This is a genomic window from Burkholderia anthinoferrum, from assembly GCF_002925705.1.
Taxonomy (GTDB): Bacteria; Pseudomonadota; Gammaproteobacteria; order Burkholderiales; family Burkholderiaceae; genus Burkholderia; species Burkholderia semiarida.
On record NZ_LFZP01000037.1, the window covers coordinates 1 to 26,429 of the forward strand.

The following is a 26,429-nucleotide window of genomic DNA, read 5'->3' on the forward strand; positions in this document are numbered from 1 at the left end:
TTGAAGACCTTCGCGGCCTTCGCGAGCCCGACGACGTTGTTCTTCAGCGTCTGCCGATCGATCGACTGCACGCCGAACGCCATCTGCGGCTGCTGGTCGATGAAGATCAGCTGGCTGTTCTGCGGCGTCAGTACTTCAAGCTTCGGGTTGCTCATGGCGGATGGGTCCTGTGAACGGAAAAAGGGGGGCCTGCCTCGACCGTGACAACGGGAGGGGCCCGGAATGCATCGGCGCCGGATCGTCGTCATCCGGACCCGAACATTTAAGCCGCAAACGCGCGGCGCGAACACCCAAGGAATGGAATCGATCCGATTCCCGAATGGATGGCCGTTCCGGCCCGCCCGCCCTTTTTTTCTTCACGCAAACCCGATACGCTCTCAAGACTTCGGCGGCGCCGCTCCGGCGCCGCTCGGCCCTCACGAGGCGCACCCCCATGAAACCGTATGTCCTCTCGCTGCTCGCCGGCATCCTCGCCGGCGTCATCTACGGCGCGATCGGCGTGAATTCGCCCGCGCCGCCGATCATCGCGCTTCTCGGCCTGCTCGGCATGCTGGCCGGCGAACAGATCCTGCCCGTCGCGCGCCGGATGCTGTCCGGCCATCGGCTGAACACCGCATGGCGCGACGCGCAGTGCAGCCAGCACATGTTCGGCGCGCTGCCGGGCGGTGCCGCGAACGACCGCAAGCCTTCTTGATCCACCCCATCGCCGCCGGCCGCGCATGACCAACGTCGAGCTGTTCCATTACCTGTTGCTGTTGATCTGCGGCGCGGGCGCGCTCACGTGGCTCGCCGAACGCGTGTCGATTCCGCCGGCCGTCGTGCTGCTGCTCGGCGGCTGCGCGGTCGCCGTCGCCGGCAAGCGCGTGCCCGACATGGACCCGGCGCTGCTGCTCGCGGCCGTGCTGCCGCCGCTCCTGATGTCGAGCGGGTTCTACACCGCCTGGAAGGAATTCCGGCAGGAGCTCGCATCGATCGCGTCGCTCGCGCTCGGGGCCGTGGCGTTCACGACCGTCGCGGTCGCGCTCGCCGTGCATGCGGCGAATCCCGCACTGCCGTGGGCCGCGTGCTTCACGCTCGGCGCGATCGTGTCGCCGCCCGACGCGGTCGCCGCGAAGGCGATCCTGCAGCGCCACCCGCTGCCCGCGCGGCTCGTCGCGGTGCTCGAAGGCGAAAGCCTCGTCAACGACGCGTCGGGCCTGCTGCTGTACCAGATGGCCGTATCGGCCGCGCTCGCCGTGTCGATCACGGCAGCGAGCGCCACCGGCCTGTTCTTCTCGCTCACGCTGATCGGCATCGCGGTCGGCCTCGCGTGCGGCCACGCGATGTGCTGGGTGCTGCCGCGCCTGCGCGACCCGATGCTCGGCATCGTCGTGACCTTCGCGATGGCATGGGGCAGCTACGGAATCGCGGAAGCGGTCGCCGGCTCGGGCGTGCTGTCGGTCGTCACCTGCGGCCTCGTGCTCGGCGTGCGCCAGCATCGCGTGTTCGACGCCGACATGCGGATCAAGGCGAAGGCGACGTGGGAAGCGATCGTGTTCGTGCTCGACGCGCTCGTGTTCATCCTGATCGGCCTCGCGCTGCACGCGATCCTCGCGGGCGTGAACCACGAAGGCGCGGTGCTGATGGCCGGCCTGCGGGTCGCGCTGCCGGCGACGGCCGCCGCGATCGGCGCGCGCATGATGTGGGTGTTCGCCGCGATGTGGCTGCCGGGCCGCCTGCGCGCGCGGCGCGCGGGCCACGCGGCGTGGTCGTGGCGCGAAGCGGTCGTGCTCGGCTGGTCGGGCATGCGCGGCGTCGTGAGCCTCGCGGCCGCGATCGCGCTGCCCGCCAATTTCCCCGGCCGCGACCTGATCCTGTTCAGCACGTTCCTGCTGATCATCGCGACGCTCGTCGTGCAGGGCGGCACGCTCGCGCCGCTGATCCGCGTGCTGAAGCTGCGCCCGGCCGCGCGCCGCACGATGTCCGAGCACGCGGTGCGCGCGCACACGTTCGGCGCGGCGCTCGCCGAACTCGATGCGCGCGAGCAGCGCGGCGCCGGCCTCGAACGTGCATCGCTGGACCGGCTGCTGACCGAATACCGCAACCGCGTCGCGTTCAACGAACGCGCACACCGCGACGGCGCGGCGCCCGCCGACGTGCGCGCGCGGATGCTGCGCGTCGAGCTGGAGCTGGTCGGCGTGTCGCGCGACGCGCTGCTCGACCTGCATCGCGACGGCCGGGTCGACGACGCGGTGCTGCACCGCATAGAATCGGAGCTGGATTTCGAGGAGCTGCGGCTGCAGCGCCTGCTCGAACCGTAACGTCCGGCCCGCGGCATGCCCGGCCGGCCCGGCCCCTTTCCCCACCTGGAATTGCAATGAGCGAACTCACCGTCGAAGCGAGCATCGGCCCGGTCGATTACCTCGTCCACTTCACCGATGGCGTCCACCAGTGGCGCGCCGACGAACCCGCGTCGCTCGGCGGCGGCGATACGGCGCCGACGCCCGTCGCGCTGCTGCTGTCGAGCCTTGGCGCGTGCACCGCGATCACGTTGAAGATGTATGCGCAACGAAAAGGCTGGCCGCTCGACGAAGTGCACGTGAAGCTCGCGCACGAATCGGGCAGCGCGGGCAGCACGATCGTGCGCCGCATCACGCTCGACGGCGAGCTGACCGACGAACAGCGCGAACGCCTGCTGCAGATCGCGAATGCATGCCCGGTGCACAAGATCCTCACGCACCCGATCGCGATCGACACGGCGATCGCTTGAGTATTCCCGCCCCCGTCACGAGATTCCCGTCATGTCCGCCTCGATCAAGACCCTGCTCACGCCGCGCGAAAGCGACATCGGCAACCTCGTCGTGCGCCGCGTGCTGCCCGCGCGCGCCGCGCGCCTCGTCGGCCCGTTCATCTTCTTCGACGAGATGGGCCCGGCCGTGCTGCCGGCCGGCCACGGCATCGACGTGCTCCCGCATCCGCACATCGGGCTCGCGACCGTCACCTACCTGTTCGACGGCTCGCTGATGCATCACGACAGCCTTGGCTTCCGGCAGAAGATCGTGCCGGGCGACGTGAACTGGATGACCGCCGGCCGCGGCATCGTGCATTCGGAACGCTCGCCCGACGAGGATCGGCCGCGCGAGCAGCCGGTGCACGGAATCCAGACCTGGGTCGCGCTGCCGGTCGAGCATGAAGACACCGCACCCGCGTTCGTTCACCATGCGGCCAACACGCTGCCGTCGTTCACGCGCGACGGCGTGACCGTGCGCGTGATCGCGGGCACCGCGTTCGGGCTCGTGTCGCCGGTCGCCGTATTCTCGCCGACGCTCTATGCGGTTGCGGAGTTCGCGTCGGGCGGTACGCTCACGCTCGATGCGGAACATGAAGAACGCGGCGTGTATCTCGTCGACGGCGACCTCACCGTCGACGGCACGCCGCTCGCCCCGGCGACGATGGCCGTGCTCGAACCCGGCGCGAGCGTGGCGCTCGCCAGCGCGAACGGCGCACGCGTGATGTTGCTCGGCGGTGCGCACCTGCCGGGCGAGCGATTCATCGAATGGAATTTCGTGTCGAGCGAACGCGCGAAGATCGACGCGGCGCGGGCCGCGTGGGCCGATCAGACCTTCGGCAAGGTGCCGGGCGAAGAAAACGAATGGACGCGGCAGCCGGAACGCAAAGCGCAGTAGGCAGCCTGCCCCGACAAGGCGACGACGGCCGGCCATCATGCTGGCCGTCGCGCGTTTACCGCTTCAGCCCCATCAGCTTCGCGAGCACCGGCCAGCGATCGAGCGACGCGTCGAACGCGCGGCGCGCCTGCTCGTCGACGTAGCGCTCGGGATCGAGCGCGGGCAGATGCCGCGCGAGGCCGATCACGTCGTTCGGTTGCGACAGGCGATCGTCGTCGCCTTCGCCGGTAATCGTCACTGTTCGTCGATCCATACGCCATCCGGAGTTTTCACCGCGTAACCCGCGGCCGTCTGCATCGTCACCGTGCCCTCGTTCTCGCCGATCATCCGCGTGCGCGGCAAATCGGCCGCGTATTGCGCAAGCGTCGCGCCCGGCTTGAACGGGCTGTTCGACACGAGATTCGACAGCAACTGCGCGAGCGCGAGGAAGCTGGTCGGCTGCTCGATCACGGTCGTCGCGCCGTGGTTGCCGGCGAAGCCGACGAGCCGCACACCGACCGGCCCGTGCACGATGCGCGGCGTCGGAATCTCGCGCAGCCCCGCGATCTGGTTCTTGTCGCCGCGCAACGCGGCGCCGTGCTCGGGCACGAACACGATCACCGCGCGGCGGCCCGATTGCGCGATCAGGTCGGCGAGACGGTCGAAGTCGGTCATCAGTTTCGTCGCGCGCTGCGGATACGAATCGATGCTCGTCAGCGCGCTGCCGACGACGCGGTTGCCGTCGTGCAGGCTGATCGTGTTGTAGTACAGCGCGACCGGCCCCGGCACCGACGCGCGCTGCGCGTACCAGTTCGCGAGCGTCGCATAGTCGTCCTTGATCCCCGAGCCGTCGAACGCGTGCATCGCGACGGGCGCGGCCGCGTTCGAGATCATCGGCGCATCGGCCACGCCGATGTTGTCGTGGATCACCTGCAGGAAGTTGTCGAAATGGCCGTCGTGGTTCAGCAGCGACTGCACCGTGTAGCCGGCGCCCGCCAGTTGCGAGAACAGGTGGCACTGCTGCGGCGCGGGTTTGTACAGGTCCGCATGCGCCTCCTGCCCGCAGCTCGCGCGCAGCACGCGGATCGCCGCCGGGCCGCTGTAGCTCGCGGCCGTGCTGAAGTTCGTGAACAGGTAGTCGAAGTGGCTCAGCATCGGATGGTTGCGCACCTTCGCCGCATCGAGGTCGTCCCACGACAGCGAACAGACGTGCAGCACGATCACGTCGAACTGCGCGGCCGGATCGCTGCCGAGATGACCGAACGCGACCTGGCGCTGCGATTCCTGCGCGCGGAACGTCGCGAGCGCCGCGTTGTGATCCTCGGGTGCGTCGACGCGCGTGGCGCCCGCCGCGTTCGCCTGCGGCTGGGCCGGCGCGACGACGCGCGCCATCAGCCCGCTGCCGGCCTGCCACAACGGCATGACAACGAGCACGGCCACCACGAACGTCGCGACGCGCAGCCAGCGATTGACGATGAAATAGACGATCAGCACGCCGACGATCGTCAGCGCGAGCACGGGCGGCAACAGGCGCGGCAGCAGCTCCATCCAGTAGTCGAGCCGGAACGTGCTGACTTCGCGCGCGGCCTCCGCGAGACGGGCGAGCGGCGGCGCATGCAGCTCGCGCGCGAGCAGCGGCACCGCGATCGCGATCGCCACGACCTGCCGGACGATGCGCCACGCGCGCGACCGGATCGGCGCGCTCGCCACCAGCGCCACCGCGAACGCGAGGTTCGCGAGCCAGAACGGCTGCAGGCGCCCGGTCGCGAACAGCGCGAACTTCAGGATGAAATACAGATTCCAGAACGTCATCTAACCCACTCCATGATGCGCGCCGCGTCAGTCGCGCGCGCGATCGAGTTTCGGCGCGAGCATGGCCTGCACGCCGCGCGCCGCACCCTTCCACATTCGTACGTAACCGTCCAGCCCGATCCGCAGCACTTCCTTGAGCCCGCCGAGCGGCGTGTCGGGCCGCGCGCCCTCGTGCCAGTCGAGCCACGCATCCGCACGGCCGAACGTGCATTGCACGAGCTGACGCTCCTGTTCGAGCGTCAGCGCCTCGAAGCTCACGCCGACGTGGGTCGGCGTCACACGGGTCACGCGCACCGGGAACGGAAACGCGCGGTCGCCGCGCGTCACGCACACCGTCAGCGTGTCGCCGACCGCGAGCGGCAGCCCCGGCACGGCTTCAAGACCGAGGCCGCCGGTCGAGTAGTCGCTCGTGAAGCACGCGGCGGTCGAGCCGTCGGCGAGCAGCAGCATCGCCGGCACGCGCATCGCGATCCGGTGCGTGACGCGCACCTGCTTCGTCTCGCGCGCGACGGCCAGCGCCGCGCCGAGCATCGCGAGGTTGTACACGGTCCAGCCGAGCGTGATCAGGATCGTCGACGCCTCGTCGCCCTGGTCGGCCACGAGCCGCCACAGGCCGGCGACGATCGCGAGCACGTTCAGCGCGAACAGCACGAGATACGGCTTCGACGTCGACCAGTCGACGTAGCCTTCGTCGATCTTGCCGCCCTTGTCGGTCACGTTGAACTTGCCGTGCTTCGGGCTGAAGAACGCGACGGTGGTCGGCAGCGCGATGTACCACGCGAGCACCGATTCGTAGACCTCGGCCCAGAACGAATGCCGGTAGCGCCCCTGCATCCGCGAGTTCGCGATGTTCGCGAGCACGAGGTATGGGATCACGTAGCTCGCGAGCGCGAGCGACGACGCGTTGATGAAATACAGGTGGAAGAACAGGTACGCGAGCGGGATCGTCAGGAATACCAGGCGCGGAATCCCATAGAAGAAGTGCAGCATCGCGTTGCCGTAGCAGATCCGCTGGATGAAACCGAGCCCGCGCCCGAGGAACGGGTTGTCGATGCGGAAGATCTGCGCCATCCCGCGCGCCCAGCGCGTGCGCTGCTTCACGTGGCCCGCGAGGCTTTCGGTCGCGAGGCCGGCCGCCTGCACGGTCGGCAGGTACGCCGACGTATAGCCGCGACGATGCAGCTTGAGCGCCGTGTGCGCATCCTCGGTCACGGTTTCGACCGCGACGCCGCCGACCTCCTCCAGCGCGCTGCGCTTGAGCACCGCGCACGATCCGCAGAAGAACGTCGCGTTCCACAGGTCGTTGCCCGACTGCACGAGGCCGTAGAACAGGTTGCCCTCGTTCGGCACCTCGCGGAACGTGCCGAGGTTGCGCTCGAACGGATCGGGCGAGAAGAAATGGTGCGGCGTCTGCACGAGCGCGCACTTCGGGTCGCGCAGGAACACGCCCATCGTCGTCTGCAGGAACGAGCGCGTCGGCACGTGATCGCAGTCGAAGATCGCGATGTACTCGCCGTGCGTCTTCGGCAACGCGCGGTTGATGTTGCCGGCCTTCGCGTGGAGATTGTCGTCGCGCGTCAGGTAGTCGATGCCGGCCTCGGCCGCGAATGCCGCGAATTCCGGGCGCCGGCCGTCGTCGAGCAGGTACACGCGCAGCTTCGCGGCGGGCCAGTCGATGCTCTGCGCGGCGAACACGGTCGGCTTCACGACCGACAGCGGTTCGTTGTAGGTCGGGATATAGACGTCGACGCTCGGCCAGGTGTCCGGATCGTCGGGCAGCGGCACGATCGGCCGGTCGAGCGGCCATGCGGTCTGCACGAAGCCGAGCAGCAGGATCATCCACGTATAGGCTTCGGCGCCATACAGCAGGTAGCCGGCGACGGCCTCGATCGGGCTGCGGAAATCGAGCGTCTGCGTCGTGCGCCACCATACGTAGCGCACGGCCGCGAGCAGCGCGAGCGACGCGAGCGCGAGGGTCGGCAGATGGCCCGGCAGGCGGCGCAGCGCGAGCGCGAGCACCGCGACGATCGCGAAGAACGCGAACTGCGCGCCGGGCATCAGCGGCGACATCCCGGCCGCGGCCCACAGCACCGCGCCGGCCACGAGCAGCAGCGGCGCGAGCCAGCGGCGCCGGCCGACGCCGTTCGCGCGCGCATCGAGCCAGCCGCCCCAGCGCGCCCACGGCAGACGTTCGAGCATCGCGTTGATGCGCCGGCCGACCGCGCGCCCGGCCACGTAGACGGGCACCACGAACCTGTCGAACCACGCGAGCGGATCGCGCGCGGGCCGGCCGTCGGCCGCGCGCGGCGCGCGCACGATCGCGCGCCACAGCCATTCGCGCACGCTGAGCGGCTGCAGCACGCCCCAGTCGTGCGCGAGCTGCAGGAACGCGACGCGCACCCAGCGGCGCACATGATCGGGCCGCCCGGCCGGCGGCGCGTGGAAGAACAGCCGCACGAACCAGTCCAGCCGCGTGCGTTGCGCCGGCAGCCCGATGCCGCGCGCGCACCAGTCGGCCGCTCGACGGCCGAGCGCGCGCAGTCGCGACGCGAACGCGGCCTTCATCGCATGGCTCCCGCGCGGCCGGCGACGACCGCCTTCAGCCACGTATCGACCCAGTTCGCGACGCCGTTCAGGTCGTGCGACGCCTGCGAATACGGCGCGTCGTCGAAGATCCAGCTGCCGCGCGCGAGCGCTTCGGGCACGGCCGCGTCGACGTGAATGCGCTGCTCGAGCATCGACGCCGGCCCCGCGACCGCGCGCAGCATCGCCAGCGCGTCGCGCTGCATGTCGCGCGCCGGGTTCAGCCGGTTCACGACGATCCGCAGGTCGCCGCCGCCGGCCCGCAGCGCGCCGAGCCGCGCGGCCGTCGTCGCGCAGGCGACCGGCTCCGGCGGCACGACGACGAGCGTCAGGTCCGCGCATCGGATCGCCTGCTCGGCCTGCGGCGACGGATAGCGGGCGGTGTCGATCAGCACGACGCCGTCGGCCGGCAGCGCGATCTCGTGGAGCGCGCGCGCGAGCCACGCCGGATCGGCCACGAGCCGCGCATCGCACGCGGCCGCGCCGGCCGCGTCGACCTGCCCGTACGGCACGAACAGCACGCCGTCGGCGTTGCCCCACGTATGCGTATGCCACGGTTCGGCGCCGCCCAGCAGGCCGTGCGCGAGACCGTGTTCGGCCAGCGTATCGAGGCCGAGCGCCGCGCCCATCAGGTTCTGTGCATCGAATTCGACGGCGACGACCGGCCGGCCGCGGCGCGCGAGCAGCACCGCGAGCGCGGCGGCGAGCGTCGTGCGGCCCGCGCCGCCCGTCGTCGATGTGAGGGCGATCGTCTTCATCGTGCCGCCTTGCTGTCGCGCGTGCCGCGCTGGTCGCCTTCATCGCCTCCGTCTCCGCCCGCGCCGGGCAACAGGCGGCCGCGCAGCGCGACGGGCACGAGTTCGCACGGCACCGCGTCGCGCCGGTCGATGCCGCGCGGTGCATGAAAGCCGCGGCCGATGCCGAGGTGCTGCGCGACGATCCACACCGGCACCGCGATCACGATACCGACGATGAAGCCGATGACGAGTTCGGCGATCATGCGTCCTCCTGCTTGCGCAGCGGCATCGCGCTGCGAATGGCGCCGCGCGCACGCACGGCGGGAATGACGGGATCCGGCGCCGCGGCGGCGTCGGCAGCGGGCGCGGACGCCTGCGGCACGCCGATCGCGTCGAGCGCGACGACGGTATCGATCGCATCGATCGCGTCGCTCACCTCGCTCGCGTCGGGCAATGCCGCGCCGGGCGCGACGGGCGTGGCCGCTGCGCGCGCGGCGCCCGGCGGCCGCGCCGCCGCGAACAGGTCGCTGTAATCGGCGATCGGCGCGCGCCGGTTCTCGGCCTTCAGCGCGTCGAGCTCGGTGTCGATGCTGCCCTGCCCCAGGCACACGACGCGGTCGGACAGCGTATCGACCGGCACGTCGAAGATCCGCGCGAGCGCGTCTTCGGCATCAACCGGCTCGCACGCGAACAGGAACACGAACAGGTGCCCGGCATCGGCCGTCACGACGTCGCCCGCGCGGCGCGGCCGGCAATGCCGCAACGCGTCGACGTGCGACACGCCCGGCAGCAGCGTGAGCTTCGCGAGCGTATGCGGCAGCGCGAGCACCGCGCCGCGATCGAGCACCGCGCGAATCCGCTGGCAGAACGCGCCGACCGGCAGGTAGCCGAGCACCGAATCGCCGAGCGCGGCCGCGAGCGCCGCGCGATAGTCGGCCGCGACGGGACGCGCGTAGAGCTGGCCGTGCAGCGCGTGCACGGCGGCCTGCATCCGCGACACGGGCAGGTCGCGCGCGACGACGCGGTTCGCGCCGACGCTCAGCACGAGCATCTCGAACTGCTGGCGCAGCACCTCGCCGCGCTCGACGACCGCGATCTTCAGCGCGCCGCCGCACTGCCGGCGCAACGTATGCACGTCCGCGCACAGCGCTTCGAGCTGCGCATGCGAGCGGAACACCAGCACCGCGGTCGCGGCCTGTGCGTTCGCGCACGCGGCGACGACGGCCGCGTTGTCGTCGACGATCTCCCAGCCGTCCGGCACGCGGCTCGCGCCGTCGAGCACCGCGCGGCTGACCACCACGCGATCCTCGTCGCTCGCGAGCTTCATCCGGTGCGCCGGTTCGGTCGCGCCGCCATCGACGCTGGCGGTCAACCGGCCGCCGGGCGCGAAGCGCAGCGGCCGCACCTCGCCGGCCGCGAGCGTGTCGCCCGCGCGCCAGAAATCGACGACCCACAGCAATTCGCCGTGCGTGCGCTGCAACTGCGCGACACCCGAGCAGATTCCGTGGAAGGCGCTGCGCGGCGCGCGCTGCGCATCGCGCACGAGCGGCGCATCGTCGGCACGCGTGTCGCCGCCTGCCCGGGCCGCTTCCGGGTCGAGCAGCAGCACGAGCGCGATCCGGCGGGTGCGGCACCAGCCGGCCAGCGCGTGCGCTTCCTCCGCGAGCGCGACCGGATCGTCCCAGCTGAACCAGCGCTGCGCGCCTTCGACGAAATACAGCGACCGGGCATGCAGCCCGTAGCGCTTCATCGCGCGCAAGCCGCCCGTCAGCCGCGCGAACGGGCCGGGCGCCGCGCGGCCCGACGCGCCGCCGGCCACGCCGGCATCGGCGCCGGCGCCGGCGTCGGCCGGCTCGGCCGCCGGCGGCATCGCCAGCACGTTCAGGTTGCGCGGCCAGCCGGCCGGCTGCGCGCCGCCCGCGAAGCCGAGCGATGCCATCTGCGCGGCGACGCTCGCCGGATCGCGCGCCAGCACGATCGTGACGTCGCGCGTGCGCGCCTGCCGCGCGCTTTCCCACACGAGCGCGTCGCACCCCGGCGTGCCGCCGGCCGCGTAGATCGCGTAAAGGCCGCCGGCGTCCAGTTGCGTCCAGGCGTCGGGCAGGCCGTCGATCGCGAGCCGGCTCGATGCGCCGGCACGGCCGCCCGCCGGCCCCATGCGCAACAGCGCGCGCACGCGATCGACCAGGCCGGTGGCGCCGGGCGCGAGGCGGGTAGCATCGAATTCCGTAGTCACGCGTTCCCCTAGTAATCCGAATAAAGCCGCACGGGCGTGGGTGTCACGAGCCAGCTGCGCGGCGCGCGCGCATCGAACGCATAGCGCAGGTAGACGAGCGCCGAGCTCGGCGCATAGTCGTGCGACCGGTCGATGTGCAACTGCGCGCCGACGCTCAGGTGCGGGTTCACGCGATACTCGACGATGCCGTTCACGCCGTACGAGAACGACACGCCGCGCGTCGAACTGCCCGCGTACACGAACCCGGCCGCCACCTGCGCGGCCCGCTGTCCGGAGAGCGTCGGGTAATACAGCGAATCCTTCTCGTAGCTGTTCGAGATCCCGCCCGTGACGGTCAGGTCCCACGACAGCGCATCGTGCCGCCCCGCCCATTCGATCGGCACGCCGAGCGACAGGTAGCGCTGCGGGCTGTAGTAACCGCCCTGCCCGTACGTGTAGTAACGCAGGTTCTGCGCGTAGTGCCACGCATTGCCGACGAGCCCGGTGCTGACCTTCATCGTCGCGCGCTCGTACACGGGCACCGTGAAGCCGGTGCGCAACGTGACTTCCGCATTGCGTTCGACGTTGCGGCCGGACAGCACGCCCGCGCCGAGTTCCGCGAACAGGTTCGTACGGCCGACGTCGACCGACGCGCGCAGGTTCACGCCGTCGCGGCGCACGCCGCCCCACACCGCGCCCGTCCACGGGTCGCGCATCCCCGCGTACGACAGCACGCTGCTCGTTTCCGGCCGGCGCGACGCATTCACGGAGAAGCTCGCGGGGCCGGCGTCGAAGCGGTAGCGCACGCCGCCGACCAGGTAATGCACCGGAAAGCCGAGCGGCGACGTGCCGAGATCGACGCGCCATGCATCGGACAGATAGCCGGCGCCGAGCGCGACGCCCGTCACCGACTGGTGCAGCGAGCCCGGTGGATTCGCGAGCAGCGCGGCGGCCTGCGGATTCGGCTGGAATGGCGGCGGCAGCCCGTTCGGCCCCCGGAGCCCCGCGTACGTGCCGAACGTCTTCAGCGAATACGCGTTCGGGTCGCTCGTATCGAGCGTGCCCGGGTCGAGATGCACGGTGTCGATCTGCGCGAATACGTGCCCGTCGTAGCGGACCGGCATCTGCATGTAGATCGGCACCTGCTGCGCGCGATACGACGAGATGCCTTCGTCGCCCGATTTGTACGCGGGTATCCAGCCGGTCTCGATCTCGGGATTGCGCCGCTGCGCCAGCTCCGCGAACGCGGCCTGCGCGGGTGTCAGCCCGTCGCGGCCCGGGCCTACCCCCGTCGCGCGCTCCTGCGACTGCGACAGCCGGTACAGCGACGCAGCGTCGTCGTAGCGGCCCTGCGCCTCGGCCACGCGGCCGGCCGCGACCGTCACGTCGGCGCGCGCCGGATACGCAGCCTGCAGCCGCTCGGTCACCTGCGCGGCTTCGTCCGGCCGGCGCAGCGCGTTCAGGCGGCGCACGGCCGACAACTGCGTGTCGACGTCGTCGTCCGGCGTGCGCGCCAGCACCGCCTGCACGCGCTCGCGGGCGGCCGCACGGTTGCCGCTGTCCTCGTCGATCCGCGCGAGCGCGAGTTGCGTATCGGCATCGTCGGGCGTGCGCGCCACGACCGGCGCGAGCGCCTCGCGCGCCGCATCGTAATGCCCCTGCGCGCGTTCGAGATCGGCGAGTTCGAGCGCATGGCGCTTGTCCACGCGGCCGGCCGGGCTCGCGCGATCGAGCAGCGTACGCGCCTGCGCATAATCCTGTCGCGCGATCGCGTCGTCCGTCTGCCGCAGCACGAGCCGCAGCGACTGGTCCTCCAGTCGCGCCGTCTGCGCGGGCGTCAGCGCCGGGTCGCGGCGCAGCGTGTCGAGCCACGCGGCGAGCGCGTCGTCGCGCCCCGCGCGGCCGAGCAGGTCGCCGTAGCGCAGGCGCACGTCCGCATCGGCTTCGCGCGGATGCGCGGCGATCCAGTCGTGGAGCGGCGCGAGGCCGCGCTCGGGTTCGCCCGCGTCGATCCACTGCGCGCCGATCGCGGCGAGCATGTCGGGATCGTCCGGCGCGCTCGCCTGCGCGTGCGCGAGCGTGGCGGCGAATGCCGCGCGGTCGCCGCGTGCATGCGCGCCGCGCGCGTCGGCGAGCGCGCTTTCGGCATCGAGCTTGCGCGCGAGCGCACGCATCCCGTCCGAACGGTGCGCATCGTCGACCGGCGCCAGTGCGGCCTGCGCGCCCGCGACATCGTCGAGCGAGTTGCGGTACAGCGCGTTCGCGTAGCGCATCTCGGGCGTATCGCTCAGCGCGAGCCCGTCGTCCATCACCGTGCGGCCGAGCTGCGGCAGCCCCATGTCGCGATAGAGGCGCGCGAGCGCGAAGCGCGTCCACGGCGCGTCGGGCGTCGCGCGCACGGCCGCCTCGTAGCGTTGCGCGGCCGGCCCGCGTGCCCCCTTGTCGGCCAGCGCGCGCGCTTCCTTCGCGAGCAGGTCGCCGCGCAGGCCGTCGAGCGCGCGCCGATCGTCGGCGCTCGTCACGCGCCCTTGCAGCGCGTCGAGCAACGGGCCGATCCGGTCCGCGCGGCCGGTGTTTTCATACAGCGTGGCCGTGTCGCGCACGGCCGACACGCTCGGCGAGCGCGCGGCGAGCAAACCGCGCAGCAATGGCTCCGCCTGCGCCCAGTCGCGCTGCGCGAGCAGCGCATCGGCAAGCTGAAGCTTCGCGTCCGGGTTGTCCGGCTGCATCGCGAGCGCCGCGCGCGCGGCGCGCTCGGCATCGCGCGGGCGGCCCGCACTGGCCGCCTCGCGGCCTTGGGCGAGCAGCCCCCAGAACTGCGCGGTACGCGCGAGGCCTTGCCATTTGCCGCGCTGGTCGGTCGCACGCGTCGCGGCCCGTGCGAACAGCGCGCGCGCTTCGTCATGCCGCCCTTCGCGCAGGCGCAGCAGGCCGAGCCCGCCCAGCGCATCGGCGTCGTCCGCCCGCGCCCGCGCGGCGCGCGCGAGCAGCGGGTCGGCGGCGGCCAGGTCGCCGCGCGCCAGCGCCTGCAGCCCGCGCTGCTGCGCGATGTAGTCGGGATCGCGCTCGAGCCGGCGCTGCGCATCGCGCTGCCGATCGAGGCCGGCTGCGCGATCGCGGAATTCGGTATCGTCCGGCGCGAGCGCGAGATACGCGTGCAGCGCATCGAGATACGCGGGATCGCTGCCGGCCGACTGCAGCACGCGCCGCCACAGCGCCATCGCTTCCGTATGGTCCGCGTCGGCGCGCGTCGCGAGCGACGACGCGATCCGGTTCGCTTCCGCGCGCGTGTCGTCGCGCTGGTTCAACAGCCGCGCGAGCGCGATCGACGCGCTCGTGTCGCGCGGATCGGCGGCGATCGCGCGGCGCAGCGCGGCGATCGCCGGCTCGCGCCCGCCCGGCGCATTCGAGACGATCTGGTAATACTCGGCGCCGAGCGCACCCGACGGCGCGCCGTTCGGAAACAGCGCGACGATCCGCCGGGCGGCCTCGTCGGCGCGGCCGCTGCGCGCGAGCAGCCGGATCTGCGCCATCTCGCCGCGCGCGCTCGTCGCGACGCGGTATTCGTCGGCCACCCGCCGCGTGGCCGGCGCATTCGGCGACTGCGCCTGCAGCCGCGCCAGCGACGCCTGCGCACCTTTCGCGTCGCCGAGCCGCAGCAGCACGCGCACCTGTTCGGCCAGCAGGTCGGGATCGCCCGGCGCGATCAGCAGGCCCTTGCGCAGCGCATCGCGCGCGAGATCGTCGCGATGCTTGATGCCCCACATCCGCGCGGTGTCGAGCTCGCGCCGCGCATCGCCGGCAGCCGCGGTGGCCGGTGCCGCGGGGGGCGCCGCCGCGGCGCCCGAGGCGGCGCCCGGCGCGGCCGCGCACACCGACGACGCGAGCCACGCGAATCCCGCGACGTGCGGCGCGGCACGCTTCAACGGGCGGCGCACGAACGGCCTCCCCAACGCGTGTCGAGCGTGCCGTCCGCCCCGAACCGGTAGCGACCGTCGCGCCAGCCGAGCCCGAACAGCGTCAGCACGCTGGAGTAATAGCCGGGCGCCGACTGGCGCGCGAGCGTCTCGACGCGCGCCGCCTGCGCATCCGCGAGCGCGTGCTGGCCGCGCGCGTCGAGGAACGGCACGGCCGCCGCGGAGAAGCCGCCGTTGCCGTCGTTCGGGCCCGCGACGCCCGTCGTCGTATCGACCTTCTCCGGCGGCGCGCCATGCGCGGCGATATGGTCGGCGAACGGCGCGAACTTCGCGAGCAGCGGCGCGGCGAGCGGATCGGCGCGGTCAAGCATGCCGGCCCACAGGTACACGCGAATCGCGTTGTACGCGCTCTCCGCGTGCGTATCCGGATCGGGCCCGAACCCCTTGCCCGCGCGATACAGCGCCCAGTCGGGCGAGAAGCCCTTCGGCGCGGTGTCGAGCAGCACGCGAGCGGTGCTGGATGCGAGCGCGGCCCAGCGCCGGTCGTCGGGCAGCCGCGCGCCGAGCGCGCGAATCACCTGCGGCGGCGAATAGCTCGGATTCACGCGCCATTGGCCGTTGGCCAGCTTGAACCCGGTCGGCCCCGGCAGCAGCGTGAGGCCGAGGCCCGGCACGGTCGCCGTCTCGTCGTCGAGCACGCGCTTCGCGAGCAGCGCGCCGCGCGCCGTATAGCTGCGCTCGTGCCACAGCCGCCCGGCCTCGACGAGCGCATAGGCAATCCACAGGTCGGCGTCCGACGCCGCGTTCGCGTCGAGCACGCGCCATGCGCCGTCGGGCGCGCGGCCCCACAGCCACGCCGGCAAGCGTGCGCTCAGGTCGCCCTGCGCGAGATTGTTCTCGGTCCACGCGAGGATCGTGTCGAACATGCGCCGGTCGTTCGCGACCAGCGCGAAGAACAGCCCATACGCCTGCCCCTCCGATACCGTGCGGGAATCGGCCGAGCCGACGTCGATCACGCGGCCGTCGGCCGAGATGAAATCGCGCTTGAACGCGTCCCAGCGCGGCCACGTGGCACTGCATCCCGCGGCGGCGGCATCGGCTGCACTGGCCGGCGCGGCCCGCGCGTGCATGGCCATGCCGGCCGCCGCGCACGTCACCGCCACCGCCAGCGCGAGCGTCGCGCCGACACGCCGCGCCGGCTGCGTCGCCCGTCGCTTCGTCATTGCCCGCGCCATCCGTTACATCCCCCGTCGACGCGCGGCGATTCGCTGCAGCACGCTGAACACGCCGAGCGCGAGCAGCAGCCCCGCGACGACGCCCACCGCGCCGAGCACGACCGGATGCCGCGCCGCCTCCGTCCACACGCGCGCATACCACGGCACGAAGCCGACCACGTAAGGCTCGCCGACCCGCAGGCTGTCGACCTGCCCCGGCCGCACCAGCGCGAGGTCGCCCTGCAGTTGCGCCACGAGCCCCGCGTTCTCGAACACGTCGAGCAGATCGCCGAGGCGCGGCTGGTCGGTCGCCGTCAGCGCGACGACGCTGCGGCCGCGGCTGCCCGGCAGCTCGAAACCGGCGAGCGCGGCGAGCGGGCCCGTCTGTTCGATGTGCGCGCCGCCGTCGGCGACGCCCACGCCGTTGCGCCAGCGCTCCTTCACCGTGAACGCGACGCGCGTCGCGCCGCCGCCGCCCGCGCCGCCCGGCTCGCCGATCGCGAGCGGCAGCGACGCACGCCAGTTCGCGAGCAGCGGCGACGCCGGGGAGCCATCGATCACGAGCACATCCTTGTGCCCCGACAGCGCGGCGACGTCGCCGGGCCGCGCGACCTGCACGCGCAGCGCCGGGAAGCCGGTCCATTCGCCCATGTGGCCGAGCATCGTCAGGTACGCCTCGAGCTCCTGCGGCGAGGGCCGCTCGGGCAGCACGACGGCCGTCTGCGACAGGTCCGCGAAGCGCGTGAACGGAAAGCCGCTGTTCGCGAAGAACGCGAGGTTCGGCAATTGCGCGTAATGGACGAAATGCGAGAAGTCGATCGTCGAATCCGGATCGATCGCCGCGCGCTGCGGCTCGGTGGCCGTGCTCGAGCACAGGCCCGTCTTCTGCGAATCGAGCGTGAAGCGGAATTGCAGCTGGTTGCCGCTGCCGACGCGAAACGCGGGAATGTCGACGTCGCTCGTCACGCGCCCTTCCGGCACCGACAGCAGCGGCAACTGCATGCGCCCGTGCGCGTCCTCCGCGTGGGCCGGCCCGAGCCGGTACGACTTCACGAGCTGGTCGTTGATCTCGACGGCAAGCGTCGAATTGTCCTGCACGGTCGGCGCCGTGTAGCGGTAGCGCAGCGTGATCGGCACGCCCGCGCCGTTCCACGAATGCAGATCGGCCGGCACGCGCAGGTTCAGCCGGATCGCGTCGGGCGTCGTGCCGCGCACTTCGAGCTGGCGCGGGTCGTTCACGAGTTCGCGGAACGCGATCGGCCGGTTCACCGGCAGCCAGCGCGGCGCGTCGTACGGCTTGCGCGGCGCGCCGAGATCGACGTGCGCGACCGTCGCGGCCGGCCCGGACAGCGCCGCGCGGCCGAGCACGAGCGTCGCGACCGCGTCGTCGACCTCGGCCGCCGTGCGGCCCGTGACGATCAGCAGCTTGCGCCCCGGCGCGGCCGGATTGTCGGCGACCGCGAGCAGCGGACCGTTGATGGGGGGCAGCGCGAGACCGGCCGGCAGCGTCGCGGCCGTGCCGACCACGACGGCCTGGTCGTCGGCCGGCAGCGCGGCCGATACCGGGAAGCGCGCATGCCGGTAGTCGGCCAGCGCGCCGAACCACGACGCGAGCACGCCCGCGCTGCGCAGCGTCGCCGAATCGGGCGTGGCCGGCAGCACGAACGGCAGCCGCAGGCGGCCGTTGTCGCGCCGGTCGAAGAACGGCGCGGGCAGCAGCGCGAGATCGTTCGGCAGGCGCACCGGCGATTCGTCGAGGATCAGCTCGCTCGTCGGGCTCACGTCGGCCCACAGCGCCGAGTTCGCCGGATCCTCGCAATGGTCGAGCGTGTAGTGCGCGATCAGGCGCAGGCCGATCTGGTTGAAATCGGAAAAGTAGCGCGGATCGATCGGGATCTCCTGCGTGACCGTGCGCCCGGCGCGCGCCGCATCGAACGGGACGGTCGCGATCACCTCGCCGTTCACCGACACCTTCAGGTGCGACAGCGGAAAGACCAGCGACGGCGAATACGCGTAGGTCAGGCGCAGCCGCGCGCCCGTGATCACGCGGTCGAGCCGCACGCCGGCGTTGATCGTGCGCGCGTCGTCGGCGCCGCGCAGGCGCAGCGGATCGAACGCGCCGAGCGATGCGAACGGCATGCGCACGGTCGTCGCCGGCAGGCCGGCGGCCGGCGCGCTGGCCGCCGTCGGCGCGGCCGCGGGCGCCGCGGTAGCGGGGGCCGCCGCGCGATCGGCAGCGGACGTCGAAGCGGCGGCCGGCACCGCCGGCATCGGCGCGGCCGACAGCGCGGCCGCGTGGAAAGCGCCGGTCATCGCGGCCGCGAGGACGAACAGCGACACGGCCGGCCTCATGCGCCGCTCTCCATCGTCACGATCGTCCGGTCCATCCGCGCGTCGCAACGGACGCGCGCAAAGCAGCTATGCCCGTGAGTGCACATCCCCTCTGCTTCCTCTCATCTATATGACCTGATTGCATTTGTCGGTACGACGCGGCGAATGCTTCAGCGGCCGGTTCGTCGCGTTGCGGCGCGCCTGGCACCGGCGCCCGCTCATTCGTCACACTATCTCAAAAATAGAACAAAACTTACCGTGATTCGCGACTGTGAAGCGAAAAAACCTCAATTCGGTCGGAAATGCCGCGCGGGAAGAGGGAATGGCAAGAATTGCGCCGTTGCCAGCGGGACGGCTGGAACGGCATACTGCCGGCGCGATACGGCTGGCCGGGAGCCGGGCCCCGGCCGCGGTCCGTGGCGGACCGCCCTCGCCACGCGCGCTGCCGCAGGCGGCGCGTATGCTACCGCAAGTACGTGTCGCGCGACGTACTTTCTTCATGGAAAACTGACTTGAATCAAACCGCCGACTCCGCCACCCCGTCCGCCGACACGTTGCTGCGCATCATCGCGGCACAAGCCGAAATCGCGAAACTCGGCATGGACCTCGGCAGCGTGATCGCGTACGTGGCCGAACAGATGCCGCAGCTCACCGGCGCGAGCGCCGCCGCGGTCGAATTCGCCGAAGGCGACGACATGGTGTACCGCGCCGCGTCCGGCACGGCCGCCGGCATGCTCGGCCTGCGGTTGCGGCGCTCGGGCAGCCTGTCGGGGCTGTGCGTGCAGCAAGGCGAGTTGCTGCACTGCATCGATTCCGAAACCGACCCGCGCGTCGATCGCGATGCGTGCCGCCGGGTCGGCCTGCGCTCGATGCTCGTGATGCCGCTCGCGCATGCCGACACGACGGTCGGCGTGCTGAAGGTGATGTCGCCGGACGTCGACGGCTTCTCGCCGGCCGACTCGGCCACCCTGCGGCTGATGGCCGACCTGATCGCCGCCGCGATGTTCCACGCGGCGCGCAACGAAGCGAACGAGCTCTACCTGCGCGCGACCCACGACGCGCTCACGGGCCTGCCGAACCGCGCGCTGTTCTACGACCGCCTGCGCCAGTCGATGCATTCGGCGCTGCGCGCAAGCGGCCGGCTCGGCATTCTCAACATCGACATGGACGGGCTGAAGCCGATCAACGACGGGTTCGGCCACCGCGCGGGCGACGCCGCGCTGCGCGAGGTCGCCACGCGGATGCAGGCCGCGGTGCGACGCTCGGATACGGTCGCGCGCATCGGCGGCGACGAATTCGCGGTGATCCTGCCGAATATCGGCACCCGCGACGATGCCCATGCGCAAAGCACGCGGCTCGCGCGGCGGGTGGGCGAGCCGTTCGAATTCGACGGGCATGCGCTGCAGCTCGGCGTCAGCGTCGGCATCGCGGTGCTGCCGGACGACGGCACCGACATGAATGCGCTGATCGAGCACGCGGACGACGCGATGTACGAGGCCAAGCGCACGCGATCGCGGCGCTCCGCGCAAGCATGACGCGTCGCATGCGCCGGACGGGCCGTTCCCGCCGATAGCGCGCTTGCGCTGGCCCTAACCGATCGGCGACACCGCGATCGCGAGCCCGACGACGAGCCACTGCACGATCGCCACGAGCACCGCGGCCCGGCACAGCCCGACCGCGCCGCGCACGCGTGCGTCGAGCGTGCGTCCGGCCTTCGCCGCGTCGATCCAGCCCAGATCGGCGAGCGCACGGTCGAGCGCCGCGAGCCCGTCGTCGACCGCCCCGTCGCCTTGCGCCGCCCGCGCCAGCGCGGCAAACAGCCGCCGATCGATCTCGATGCGCACCGCGTACCACAGCGCCGCGATCCCCGATCCCGTGCTGACGACGGCCAGCAGTACCCGGGCGAGCGTCGCGGGCGCCCAGCCCGCCGCGATCCACCCGCCCGCGCCGGCCGCGGCCAGCGCGGCCGCGAGCGCCCATGCACCCGCATCGAGCGCGCCGCGCGCGGCGGCGATCCTGAACGGCGCGGACGGATCGCGCATCACACGCGCCCCGCGTCGCACCGGCGATCGATCCACTGCTGCAGCACGGCCACGCCGTCATCCGACCAAACCGCGCGCGGCCGAACCGCGCGCACCGCGGCCAGCGCCTCGCGCGCATCGGTGAACCCGCGCCGCGCGGCGAGCCACGCGGCCGCGCACAGCACGCTGCGCCCGTAGCCGAGCGCACAGCAGACCAGCACGTCGCGCCCTTCGCCGTGCAGGCGCTCGAGCGCCGCTACGGCCTGCGCGAGCTGCGCCGCCGTCGGCGCGACGAGGTCGAGCTGCGGCACGCACGCATACGCGAGCGATGCGTCGGCCGTCGCCCAGCGCGGCATCTCGGCAGTCAGGTCGACCAGCGCGGAGAAGCCGTGGCGCCGGATGTCGCGCGTCGTCGGCGTCCGGCCGATCGACACGCGTTCGTCGATCCGCACCGGCGCCGGCTGGCGGAACGTCCACAGCCGCGAATTGACGAACGCGCCGGCGATCGTCGGCGCGAGCAGCGCGCCGATGAAGACCGGAAACCGCCCGTGCGCGTCCTTCTGGAACGCGCCGGGCGCGCCGCGCCGGTAAGCCCACGCAACGCAGGCGAGCGCCAGCGCGACCCACCCCGCCGCCAGCGCCCCGGCCGGCGCACGCGGCACGCAGGCCAGCGCCGCGCATGCGACCAGCGCGGCGCCGAACGCATAGCGGCGCGCGAGCGCGCGGCCGGCCTGGCTCGGCGACGCATCGGCGCCCGGCAACCGGCCCGCGGCGTCGCGCAGCGGAAACAGGAACAGCGCGAGACAGCCGACGGCCGCCCCGGTCGGCACGTCGATCGCGTGATGCTGGTAGGTCGTCAGCACCGACACGCCGATCGCCGCGAACCACAGGTGCAGCACGCCGCGCGCGAACGTGCCGCGCAGGTGCTTCGCATAGACGGCCCACAGCACGACGAGCAACCCGATATGCAGCGACGGCGCCTGGTTGAACGGCTTGTCGAAGCCCATCAGCAGCGTGAACAGCGCGCCGGCCACGCCGCCCGCGTCGGGCCGCTCGAAGCCGAAGCGCAGCGGCCACGCGATGAAGCATGCGACCGACACCAGTTGCACCGTCAGCAGCCGTTTCACGTGATCGAGCAGATCGTCGCGGCGCGTCCAGAAGAAGAACGACAGCGCATACAGCAGGTCGATCGACCAGTACGGCACGATCGTCCACGGCACGAACGGGATCGCATGCTCCCAGCCGAACGCGAACGTCGGCACCGCGGCGCGGCGCGCGGCGAGCCAGTTCGCGAAGCCGTACGTCGAGAAGAACACGGCGCCCATCGCCGCGAGCCAGCCGAAACGCAGCGCGAACGACGCGCCGCGCGCGCCGGCCGCCGGTGCGGCCAGCCCGCCGCCCGCACCCGCGCCGCCGCCGAGCGCGCTCATGACGCGTCGACCCGCTGTGCGAGACTGACCGTGAAGATGCCCATCTCGTCGATCCGCTGGTCGAGCTTGCGGAAGCCCGCCCGCGCGACGAGCTCGTCCATTTCGGCCTGCGAACGGCGGCGCATCACCCACGTCGACTCGCCGCGGTGATTGTTCAGCGCGCGCGCGATGAATTCGAGCTGCGGATGCCACGGCTGCCCCGTGTAGACGAGATAGCCGCCCGGCGGCACGGCCTGCGCGAGCCCGCGCAGCGAGCGCTCGATCAGCGCGTTCTCGCCGAACAGCTCGTACAGGCCCGACACGATCGCCAGCGTCGGCCGCGGCTCGAGCGTCGCGAGCGACGCCTCGTCGAACGCGTCGCCGCGCTCGAAGCGCGCGATCGGCTCGAGGCCGCGCTGCGCGATCAGCACGCGCCCGGCCTCGACGTTCGGCGGGCTGTAGTCGCGCAGCGTGATGTCGTCGGGCGCCGCGCCGTCGCGCTCGGCGGCCATCGCGATCGCGTCGAGCACGTAGCGCCCGTGACCGGCCGCGATGTCGACGATCCGCACCGGCGTGCCGTGCGCGCGCAGCCGGCCGATCGCCGCGCCGATCAGCTCCTGCAGATGCACCTTGCGCTGGCGGATGCCGACCCAGCCCGGCGAATCGAGATACGTGCGGTCGATCAGCGCGCCGATGCCGAACCGCCCCTGCGCGCGGTTGCGGTACACGTAGTCGAGCGTCGAGCCCGAATCGAAGCCGAGTCGCAAGCCGAGCGCGATGCCGTCCGACAGCGCGCCGCCGGCTTTCAGCCCGGCGCGCGTGAGCGCCCAGTACGCCCGGGCGAACACGTTGGCCGGCGGCCGGCCGAGCGCCGCGTATTCGTCGTGGAACGCGCCGCGCCGGTCGGCATCGGCGAGCGACACGCGCGGGCTCGGCGCATCGAACTCGCGCAGCACGAACGCGCGCAGCGGCGCGAGCGCCTGGGCCCGATCGCGCTCGCCGAGCGTGTCGTGGTAGAAGCCCGGCAGCACGATGCGCTCCTTGCGCGCCGAGCCGAGCCGTTCGAAGAAGCGGTCCTGCGGGCCGCGATGCACGACCCAGTCGGCGCCCGAGATCAGCAACTGCGTCGGTACGGTGATCGCGGCCGCGTCGGCGACGATCCGCCGCGCGGTATCGTGCAGGTCGAGCAGCATGTTGACCGCGATCGGCCGCGTGATCAGCGGATCGGACGCGTAGCTCGCGATCCGTTCGGGATCGTGCGTGAGGAATTTCGGCTTCACGTAGCTGTTCACGTAGAACAGCCCGCGCAGCTTGTGCATCAGCCGCAGCCCCGGCCGCGCGAACGGCACGTAGAGCTTGATGTGGAATGCCGGCGACGCGACGACGAGCGCGCGGATCGGCGGCGCGTAGTCGTGCACCCAGGTCGCCGCGAGCACCGCGCCGACGCTCTGGCCGACGACCGCCATCTCCTCGATCGCGATGCCGTGCGTGTCGCGGATATGCTCGACGAAGGTCTGCAGGTCGCGCACCGACGCGGCCGCGCTCGGGCTGTAGCCGCGCGCGCCCGGCGAGCGGCCGTGGCCGCGTGCGTCCCACGCAAAAAAGGCGAAATCCGGCAGGTCGAGCTCGTCGACGAGGTGCGCGACGCGCGCCGAATGTTCGTGCCCGCGATGCAGCAGCACGATCGCGCCGCGGCAGCGTGCGCCCGTCGCGGGCCAGTGGCGGTAGAACAGCGTTGCGCCGTCGTGCGTGATGAAGTCGGCCTCGCGGGCCGTGCGTGCGTTCATGCGATCTCTCTCGTTTCGTTATTCGAATCATGCGGCGCCGCCCTCCGGCGCCGGTCCCGCCCCGCGTCGACGGCCGATCAGCCGCCCGCTTCGGCGATCCCGGCCTGCACGCGCCGCACGGCCGTCACGATCGACAGCACGATCAGCAGCCGCCACAACCACGCGGCGGCGCCGCCGACCGGCAAGCCGAGGCCGATCCACAGCGCGAACGCGCCGAGGGCCAGCGCCCGGTCGCTCTTGCCGAACGGGCCGTCGTAGCGGCGCGTCGCGCCGACGAGCGGGCCGATCAGCCCCGCGCATTCGACGATCACCGCCGTCAGCGCGAACAGCCAGACGTCCGCCGGCGCGAACGCGGGAATGGCGAGGAACGGCAGCACGAGCGCGACGTCGGACACGATGTCGCCCAGCTCGTTCAGGTATGCGCCGAGCGTGCTCTTCTGCCCGTGCTCGCGCGCGAGCATCCCGTCGATCGCGTTGAGCGCCATCCGCGCGAACAGCCACAGCGGGATCAGCAGGAACAGCGCGCGGGCGAACACGCCGAGCCCGGCAAGCGCGCCGACGACGATCGAGCCGCCGGCCGCGAACAGCGTGACCTGGTTGGCCGTGACGCCGCGTTCGGCGAGCGAATTCGCGAACGGGCGCAGACGGTTCTGAAATTTGGGTTTGAGTGCGTAGAGGCTCATCGTTTCGTATTCGTATTATTCGCGCGGCACGGTCGGATAGTTTCCCGCCGCCATGCCCCGGGCGGCGAAACGGCCTTCGTCGGCCTGGATTGAACGGCCCTCATCGTCGCCGAGCGGCCTCCATGCGTCAAGCATGGCGGCGCGAACCGCCCGCGCGGCGGCAATCTGGCGTTTTTCGGCGAAACTCGCGATAATCCGCTGGCCCGATCGCGGCGAGATCCATTCGAGCGGCAGCGGGCACTCGTGCAACAGCCGATTATCACGCCGCCGACCGGCGCATTCGCCGCGACGCAGCAGCGTGCGACGGCGAATCGTCCGATTATCGCGGACCTGCGACAGGCAGCCACGAACTTTGAAAAAATTTAAACAAGAGCCGTCCGGCGCGCATCCTGCCGCGCCGGCATTCCGGGGTTCCGCCCACCGCGCGTGCGCGGCGGGCCGGGCATGCACGCAGGAGGCCGCGCGCCGATGAACATCCTCAACGTCTGGCAGCGCGATTTCCTGCTGTCCATCGTGCGGCTCGTCGCCGGCGCGTATCCGGTCTGGCATCAGGCGCCGCCGTCCCCGACGCAGAAGATCTATTTCTCGAACCATACGAGCCATATCGACACGCTCGCGATCCTCGCCGCGCTGCCGCGCGACGTGCGCGCGGTCGTGCGGCCGGTCGCCGCGCGCGACTACTGGGACAGCAGCGACCTGAAGCGTCACATCGCGCAGAAGCTGCTGAACGTCGTGCTGATCGACCGTCATCGCGAATCGGGCGGCGACCCGCTGGAGCCGGTACGCGACGCGCTGCGGCAGGGCCACTCGATCATCATCTTCCCGGAAGGCACGCGCGGCGCCGACGTACTGCCGCAGCCGTTCAAGAGCGGGCTGTTCCATCTCGCGACCGAATTCCCCGACGTCGCGCTCGCGCCCGTCTACCTCGAGAACCTGCAGCGCATCATGCCGAAGGGCGCGATCTGGCCCGTGCCGCTGATCTGCAAGGTACATTTCGGCGCGAACGAAGCGCTCGGCGCGCAGGAAGACAAGCCGACGTTCCTCGCCCGCATGCGCGACGCGGTCGTCGCGCTCGCGCCGCCGCAGCGGCCGGCCGGCTGAGCGCGCCTCCTTCTCCCTTTTCCGGATACCAACCATGCGAACCCTCTTCTGGGAACTGGTCGCGGGCGTCACGGGCGTGCTCGTCGTCGCGACCGTGATCGGCGCGATCCTCGGCGCGCGCAGCGGCGGCGCGAGCCCGACCATCGTCAACCTGAACCAGCGCATCCGCGCATGGTGGGCGATGATCGCGATCATGGCCGTCGCGATCGGCCTCGGCAACAACGTCACGTACCTGGTGTTCGCGCTGCTGTCGTACCTGACGCTGCGCGAGTTCATCACGCTCACGCCGACCACCGCGAGCGACCATACGACGCTCTTCATCGCGTTCTTCATCGCGATTCCCGTGCAGTACCTGCTGCTCGGCATCAACTGGTACGGGATGTACTCGATCTTCGTGCCCGTGCACCTGTTCTTCGCGATGTCGCTCGTGTCGGCGCTCACGCAGGACACGCGCGACTTCCTGAGCCGCAACGCGAAGATCAACTGGGCGCTGATGGTGTGCGTGTACGGGCTGAGCCACGCGCCGGCCGTGCTGATCCTCGACATTCCGCGCTACGCGGGGCAGAACGCGCTGCTGCTGTTCTTCTTCCTGTTCGTCGTGCAGATCAGCGACGTGCTGCAATACGTCGTCGGCAAACTGTTCGGACGCCGCAAGATCGCGCCGCAGTTGTCGCCGTCGAAGACGGTCGAGGGCTTCATCGGCGGCGGGCTGCTCGCCACGCTGTGCGGCGCGTCGCTGTATCGCGTGACGCCGTTCGGCTTCGGCGCGGCGTTCGGGATCTCGCTCGCGATCGTGATCGCGGGCTTCGTCGGCGGGCTCGTGCTGTCGGCCGTCAAGCGCTCGCTCGGCACGAAGGACTGGGGCTCGATGATCGCCGGCCACGGCGGCATGCTCGACCGCGTCGATTCGATCTGCTTCGCCGCGCCGGTGTTCTTCCACCTGGTGCGCTACCTGTACGTGTGAATGCGCGGGCG

Annotated in this window: 21 protein-coding genes and 1 pseudogene; 7 read left to right on the forward strand and 15 right to left on the reverse strand. The window is 71.7% G+C overall.

Translation table 11 applies throughout. From position 1 onward, the window contains the following. Window positions 1-155: pseudogene (locus C5F75_RS12035) on the reverse strand (hydrolase); the annotation flags it as partial. 278 nt (window positions 156-433) lie between these two features. Between C5F75_RS12035 and C5F75_RS12040 the strand changes: the two are divergent. Genes C5F75_RS12040 through C5F75_RS12055 form a run of 4 tightly spaced genes read left to right on the forward strand, consistent with a single transcriptional unit; the run spans window position 434 to window position 3,665 of the window. Next, complete coding sequence (locus tag C5F75_RS12040; protein WP_059573783.1) at window positions 434-694, forward strand: DUF1427 family protein; 261 nt, start codon at window positions 434-436, stop codon at window positions 692-694. A gap of 25 nt (window positions 695-719) precedes the next feature. Further along, window positions 720-2,300, forward strand: coding sequence for a cation:proton antiporter (locus C5F75_RS12045; protein WP_059573784.1), 1,581 nt, complete (start codon window positions 720-722; stop codon window positions 2,298-2,300). Between the two features lie 56 nt (window positions 2,301-2,356). Then, window positions 2,357-2,749, forward strand: a complete 393-nt coding sequence (locus C5F75_RS12050; RefSeq protein WP_059573785.1) for an OsmC family protein — start codon at window positions 2,357-2,359, stop codon at window positions 2,747-2,749. 31 nt (window positions 2,750-2,780) lie between these two features. Then, entirely contained in the window at window positions 2,781-3,665 is an 885-nt protein-coding gene (locus tag C5F75_RS12055; protein ID WP_060011720.1) for a pirin family protein, read from the forward strand. 55 nt (window positions 3,666-3,720) lie between these two features. Here C5F75_RS12055 and C5F75_RS12060 read toward each other — a convergent pair whose 3' ends face one another. From C5F75_RS12060 to bcsB, 9 genes are read right to left on the reverse strand one after another with little or no spacing between them, the layout of a single operon-like run. Beyond that, entirely contained in the window at window positions 3,721-3,918 is a 198-nt protein-coding gene (locus C5F75_RS12060; protein ID WP_059573787.1) for a hypothetical protein, read from the reverse strand. Next, a complete protein-coding gene (gene bcsG / locus C5F75_RS12065; RefSeq protein ID WP_059573788.1) occupies window positions 3,900-5,456 on the reverse strand; it encodes a cellulose biosynthesis protein BcsG in 1,557 nt (518 codons plus the stop codon). Before bcsG ends, C5F75_RS12060 begins: the two co-directional genes overlap by 19 nt. A 27-nt stretch (window positions 5,457-5,483) precedes the next feature. Further along, window positions 5,484-8,021: a UDP-forming cellulose synthase catalytic subunit gene (gene bcsA, locus C5F75_RS12070; protein ID WP_060011719.1), complete on the reverse strand. Its 2,538-nt coding sequence runs from the start codon at window positions 8,019-8,021 to the stop codon at window positions 5,484-5,486. Next, window positions 8,018-8,797, reverse strand: coding sequence for a cellulose biosynthesis protein BcsQ (gene bcsQ, locus C5F75_RS12075; protein ID WP_059640895.1), 780 nt, complete (start codon window positions 8,795-8,797; stop codon window positions 8,018-8,020). The genes bcsA and bcsQ overlap by 4 nt, the downstream gene beginning before the upstream one ends. Beyond that, window positions 8,794-9,039, reverse strand: a complete 246-nt coding sequence (locus C5F75_RS12080; RefSeq protein WP_060011717.1) for a hypothetical protein — start codon at window positions 9,037-9,039, stop codon at window positions 8,794-8,796. Before C5F75_RS12080 ends, bcsQ begins: the two co-directional genes overlap by 4 nt. Further along, complete coding sequence (gene bcsE / locus C5F75_RS12085; RefSeq protein ID WP_060011715.1) at window positions 9,036-11,012, reverse strand: cellulose biosynthesis protein BcsE; 1,977 nt, start codon at window positions 11,010-11,012, stop codon at window positions 9,036-9,038. The genes C5F75_RS12080 and bcsE overlap by 4 nt, the downstream gene beginning before the upstream one ends. An 8-nt stretch (window positions 11,013-11,020) precedes the next feature. After that, window positions 11,021-14,929: a cellulose synthase subunit BcsC-related outer membrane protein gene (locus C5F75_RS12090; RefSeq protein ID WP_104012308.1), complete on the reverse strand. Its 3,909-nt coding sequence runs from the start codon at window positions 14,927-14,929 to the stop codon at window positions 11,021-11,023. Then, window positions 14,914-16,143 carry a cellulose synthase complex periplasmic endoglucanase BcsZ gene (gene bcsZ, locus C5F75_RS37185; RefSeq protein ID WP_258048560.1) on the reverse strand — a complete coding sequence of 410 codons (1,230 nt, stop codon included), beginning with the start codon at window positions 16,141-16,143 and terminating at the stop codon, window positions 14,914-14,916. The genes C5F75_RS12090 and bcsZ overlap by 16 nt, the downstream gene beginning before the upstream one ends. A gap of 3 nt (window positions 16,144-16,146) precedes the next feature. Further along, window positions 16,147-18,474 (reverse strand): cellulose biosynthesis cyclic di-GMP-binding regulatory protein BcsB, encoded by a 2,328-nt coding sequence (gene bcsB, locus C5F75_RS12095; protein WP_059573794.1) that lies wholly within the window; start codon window positions 18,472-18,474, stop codon window positions 16,147-16,149. Window positions 18,475-18,965: 491 nt separating this feature from the next. On the opposite strand from bcsB, the gene C5F75_RS12100 reads away from it, so the two are divergent. Further along, on the forward strand, window positions 18,966-19,988 hold the full coding sequence (locus C5F75_RS12100; protein ID WP_104012281.1) for a sensor domain-containing diguanylate cyclase: 1,023 nt from the start codon (window positions 18,966-18,968) through the stop codon (window positions 19,986-19,988). Window positions 19,989-20,042: 54 nt separating this feature from the next. Here the strand turns inward: C5F75_RS12100 and C5F75_RS12105 are convergent, their stop codons facing one another. From C5F75_RS12105 to C5F75_RS36740, 5 genes are all read right to left on the reverse strand, one after another. Continuing rightward, complete coding sequence (locus C5F75_RS12105) at window positions 20,043-20,495, reverse strand: hypothetical protein (protein WP_059573796.1); 453 nt, start codon at window positions 20,493-20,495, stop codon at window positions 20,043-20,045. Beyond that, entirely contained in the window at window positions 20,495-21,904 is a 1,410-nt protein-coding gene (locus C5F75_RS12110) for a phosphatase PAP2/dual specificity phosphatase family protein (RefSeq protein WP_059573797.1), read from the reverse strand. The genes C5F75_RS12105 and C5F75_RS12110 overlap by 1 nt, the downstream gene beginning before the upstream one ends. Beyond that, the gene (locus C5F75_RS12115) at window positions 21,901-23,670 is read right to left on the reverse strand and encodes a bifunctional alpha/beta hydrolase/class I SAM-dependent methyltransferase (protein WP_059573798.1); all 1,770 of its coding nucleotides are present in this window, start codon (window positions 23,668-23,670) and stop codon (window positions 21,901-21,903) included. The genes C5F75_RS12110 and C5F75_RS12115 overlap by 4 nt, the downstream gene beginning before the upstream one ends. A 77-nt stretch (window positions 23,671-23,747) precedes the next feature. Continuing rightward, window positions 23,748-24,353, reverse strand: a complete 606-nt coding sequence (locus C5F75_RS12120) for a CDP-alcohol phosphatidyltransferase family protein (RefSeq protein WP_059573799.1) — start codon at window positions 24,351-24,353, stop codon at window positions 23,748-23,750. 15 nt (window positions 24,354-24,368) lie between these two features. Then, window positions 24,369-24,803: a hypothetical protein gene (locus C5F75_RS36740; RefSeq protein WP_155634599.1), complete on the reverse strand. Its 435-nt coding sequence runs from the start codon at window positions 24,801-24,803 to the stop codon at window positions 24,369-24,371. Window positions 24,804-24,821: 18 nt separating this feature from the next. Between C5F75_RS36740 and C5F75_RS12130 the strand changes: the two genes are divergently transcribed. Beyond that, window positions 24,822-25,454, forward strand: a complete 633-nt coding sequence (locus C5F75_RS12130; RefSeq protein ID WP_059574309.1) for a lysophospholipid acyltransferase family protein — start codon at window positions 24,822-24,824, stop codon at window positions 25,452-25,454. A 34-nt stretch (window positions 25,455-25,488) separates the two neighbouring features. Further along, on the forward strand, window positions 25,489-26,418 hold the full coding sequence (locus C5F75_RS12135) for a phosphatidate cytidylyltransferase (RefSeq protein ID WP_059573800.1): 930 nt from the start codon (window positions 25,489-25,491) through the stop codon (window positions 26,416-26,418). Window positions 26,419-26,429 lie beyond the last annotated feature (11 nt).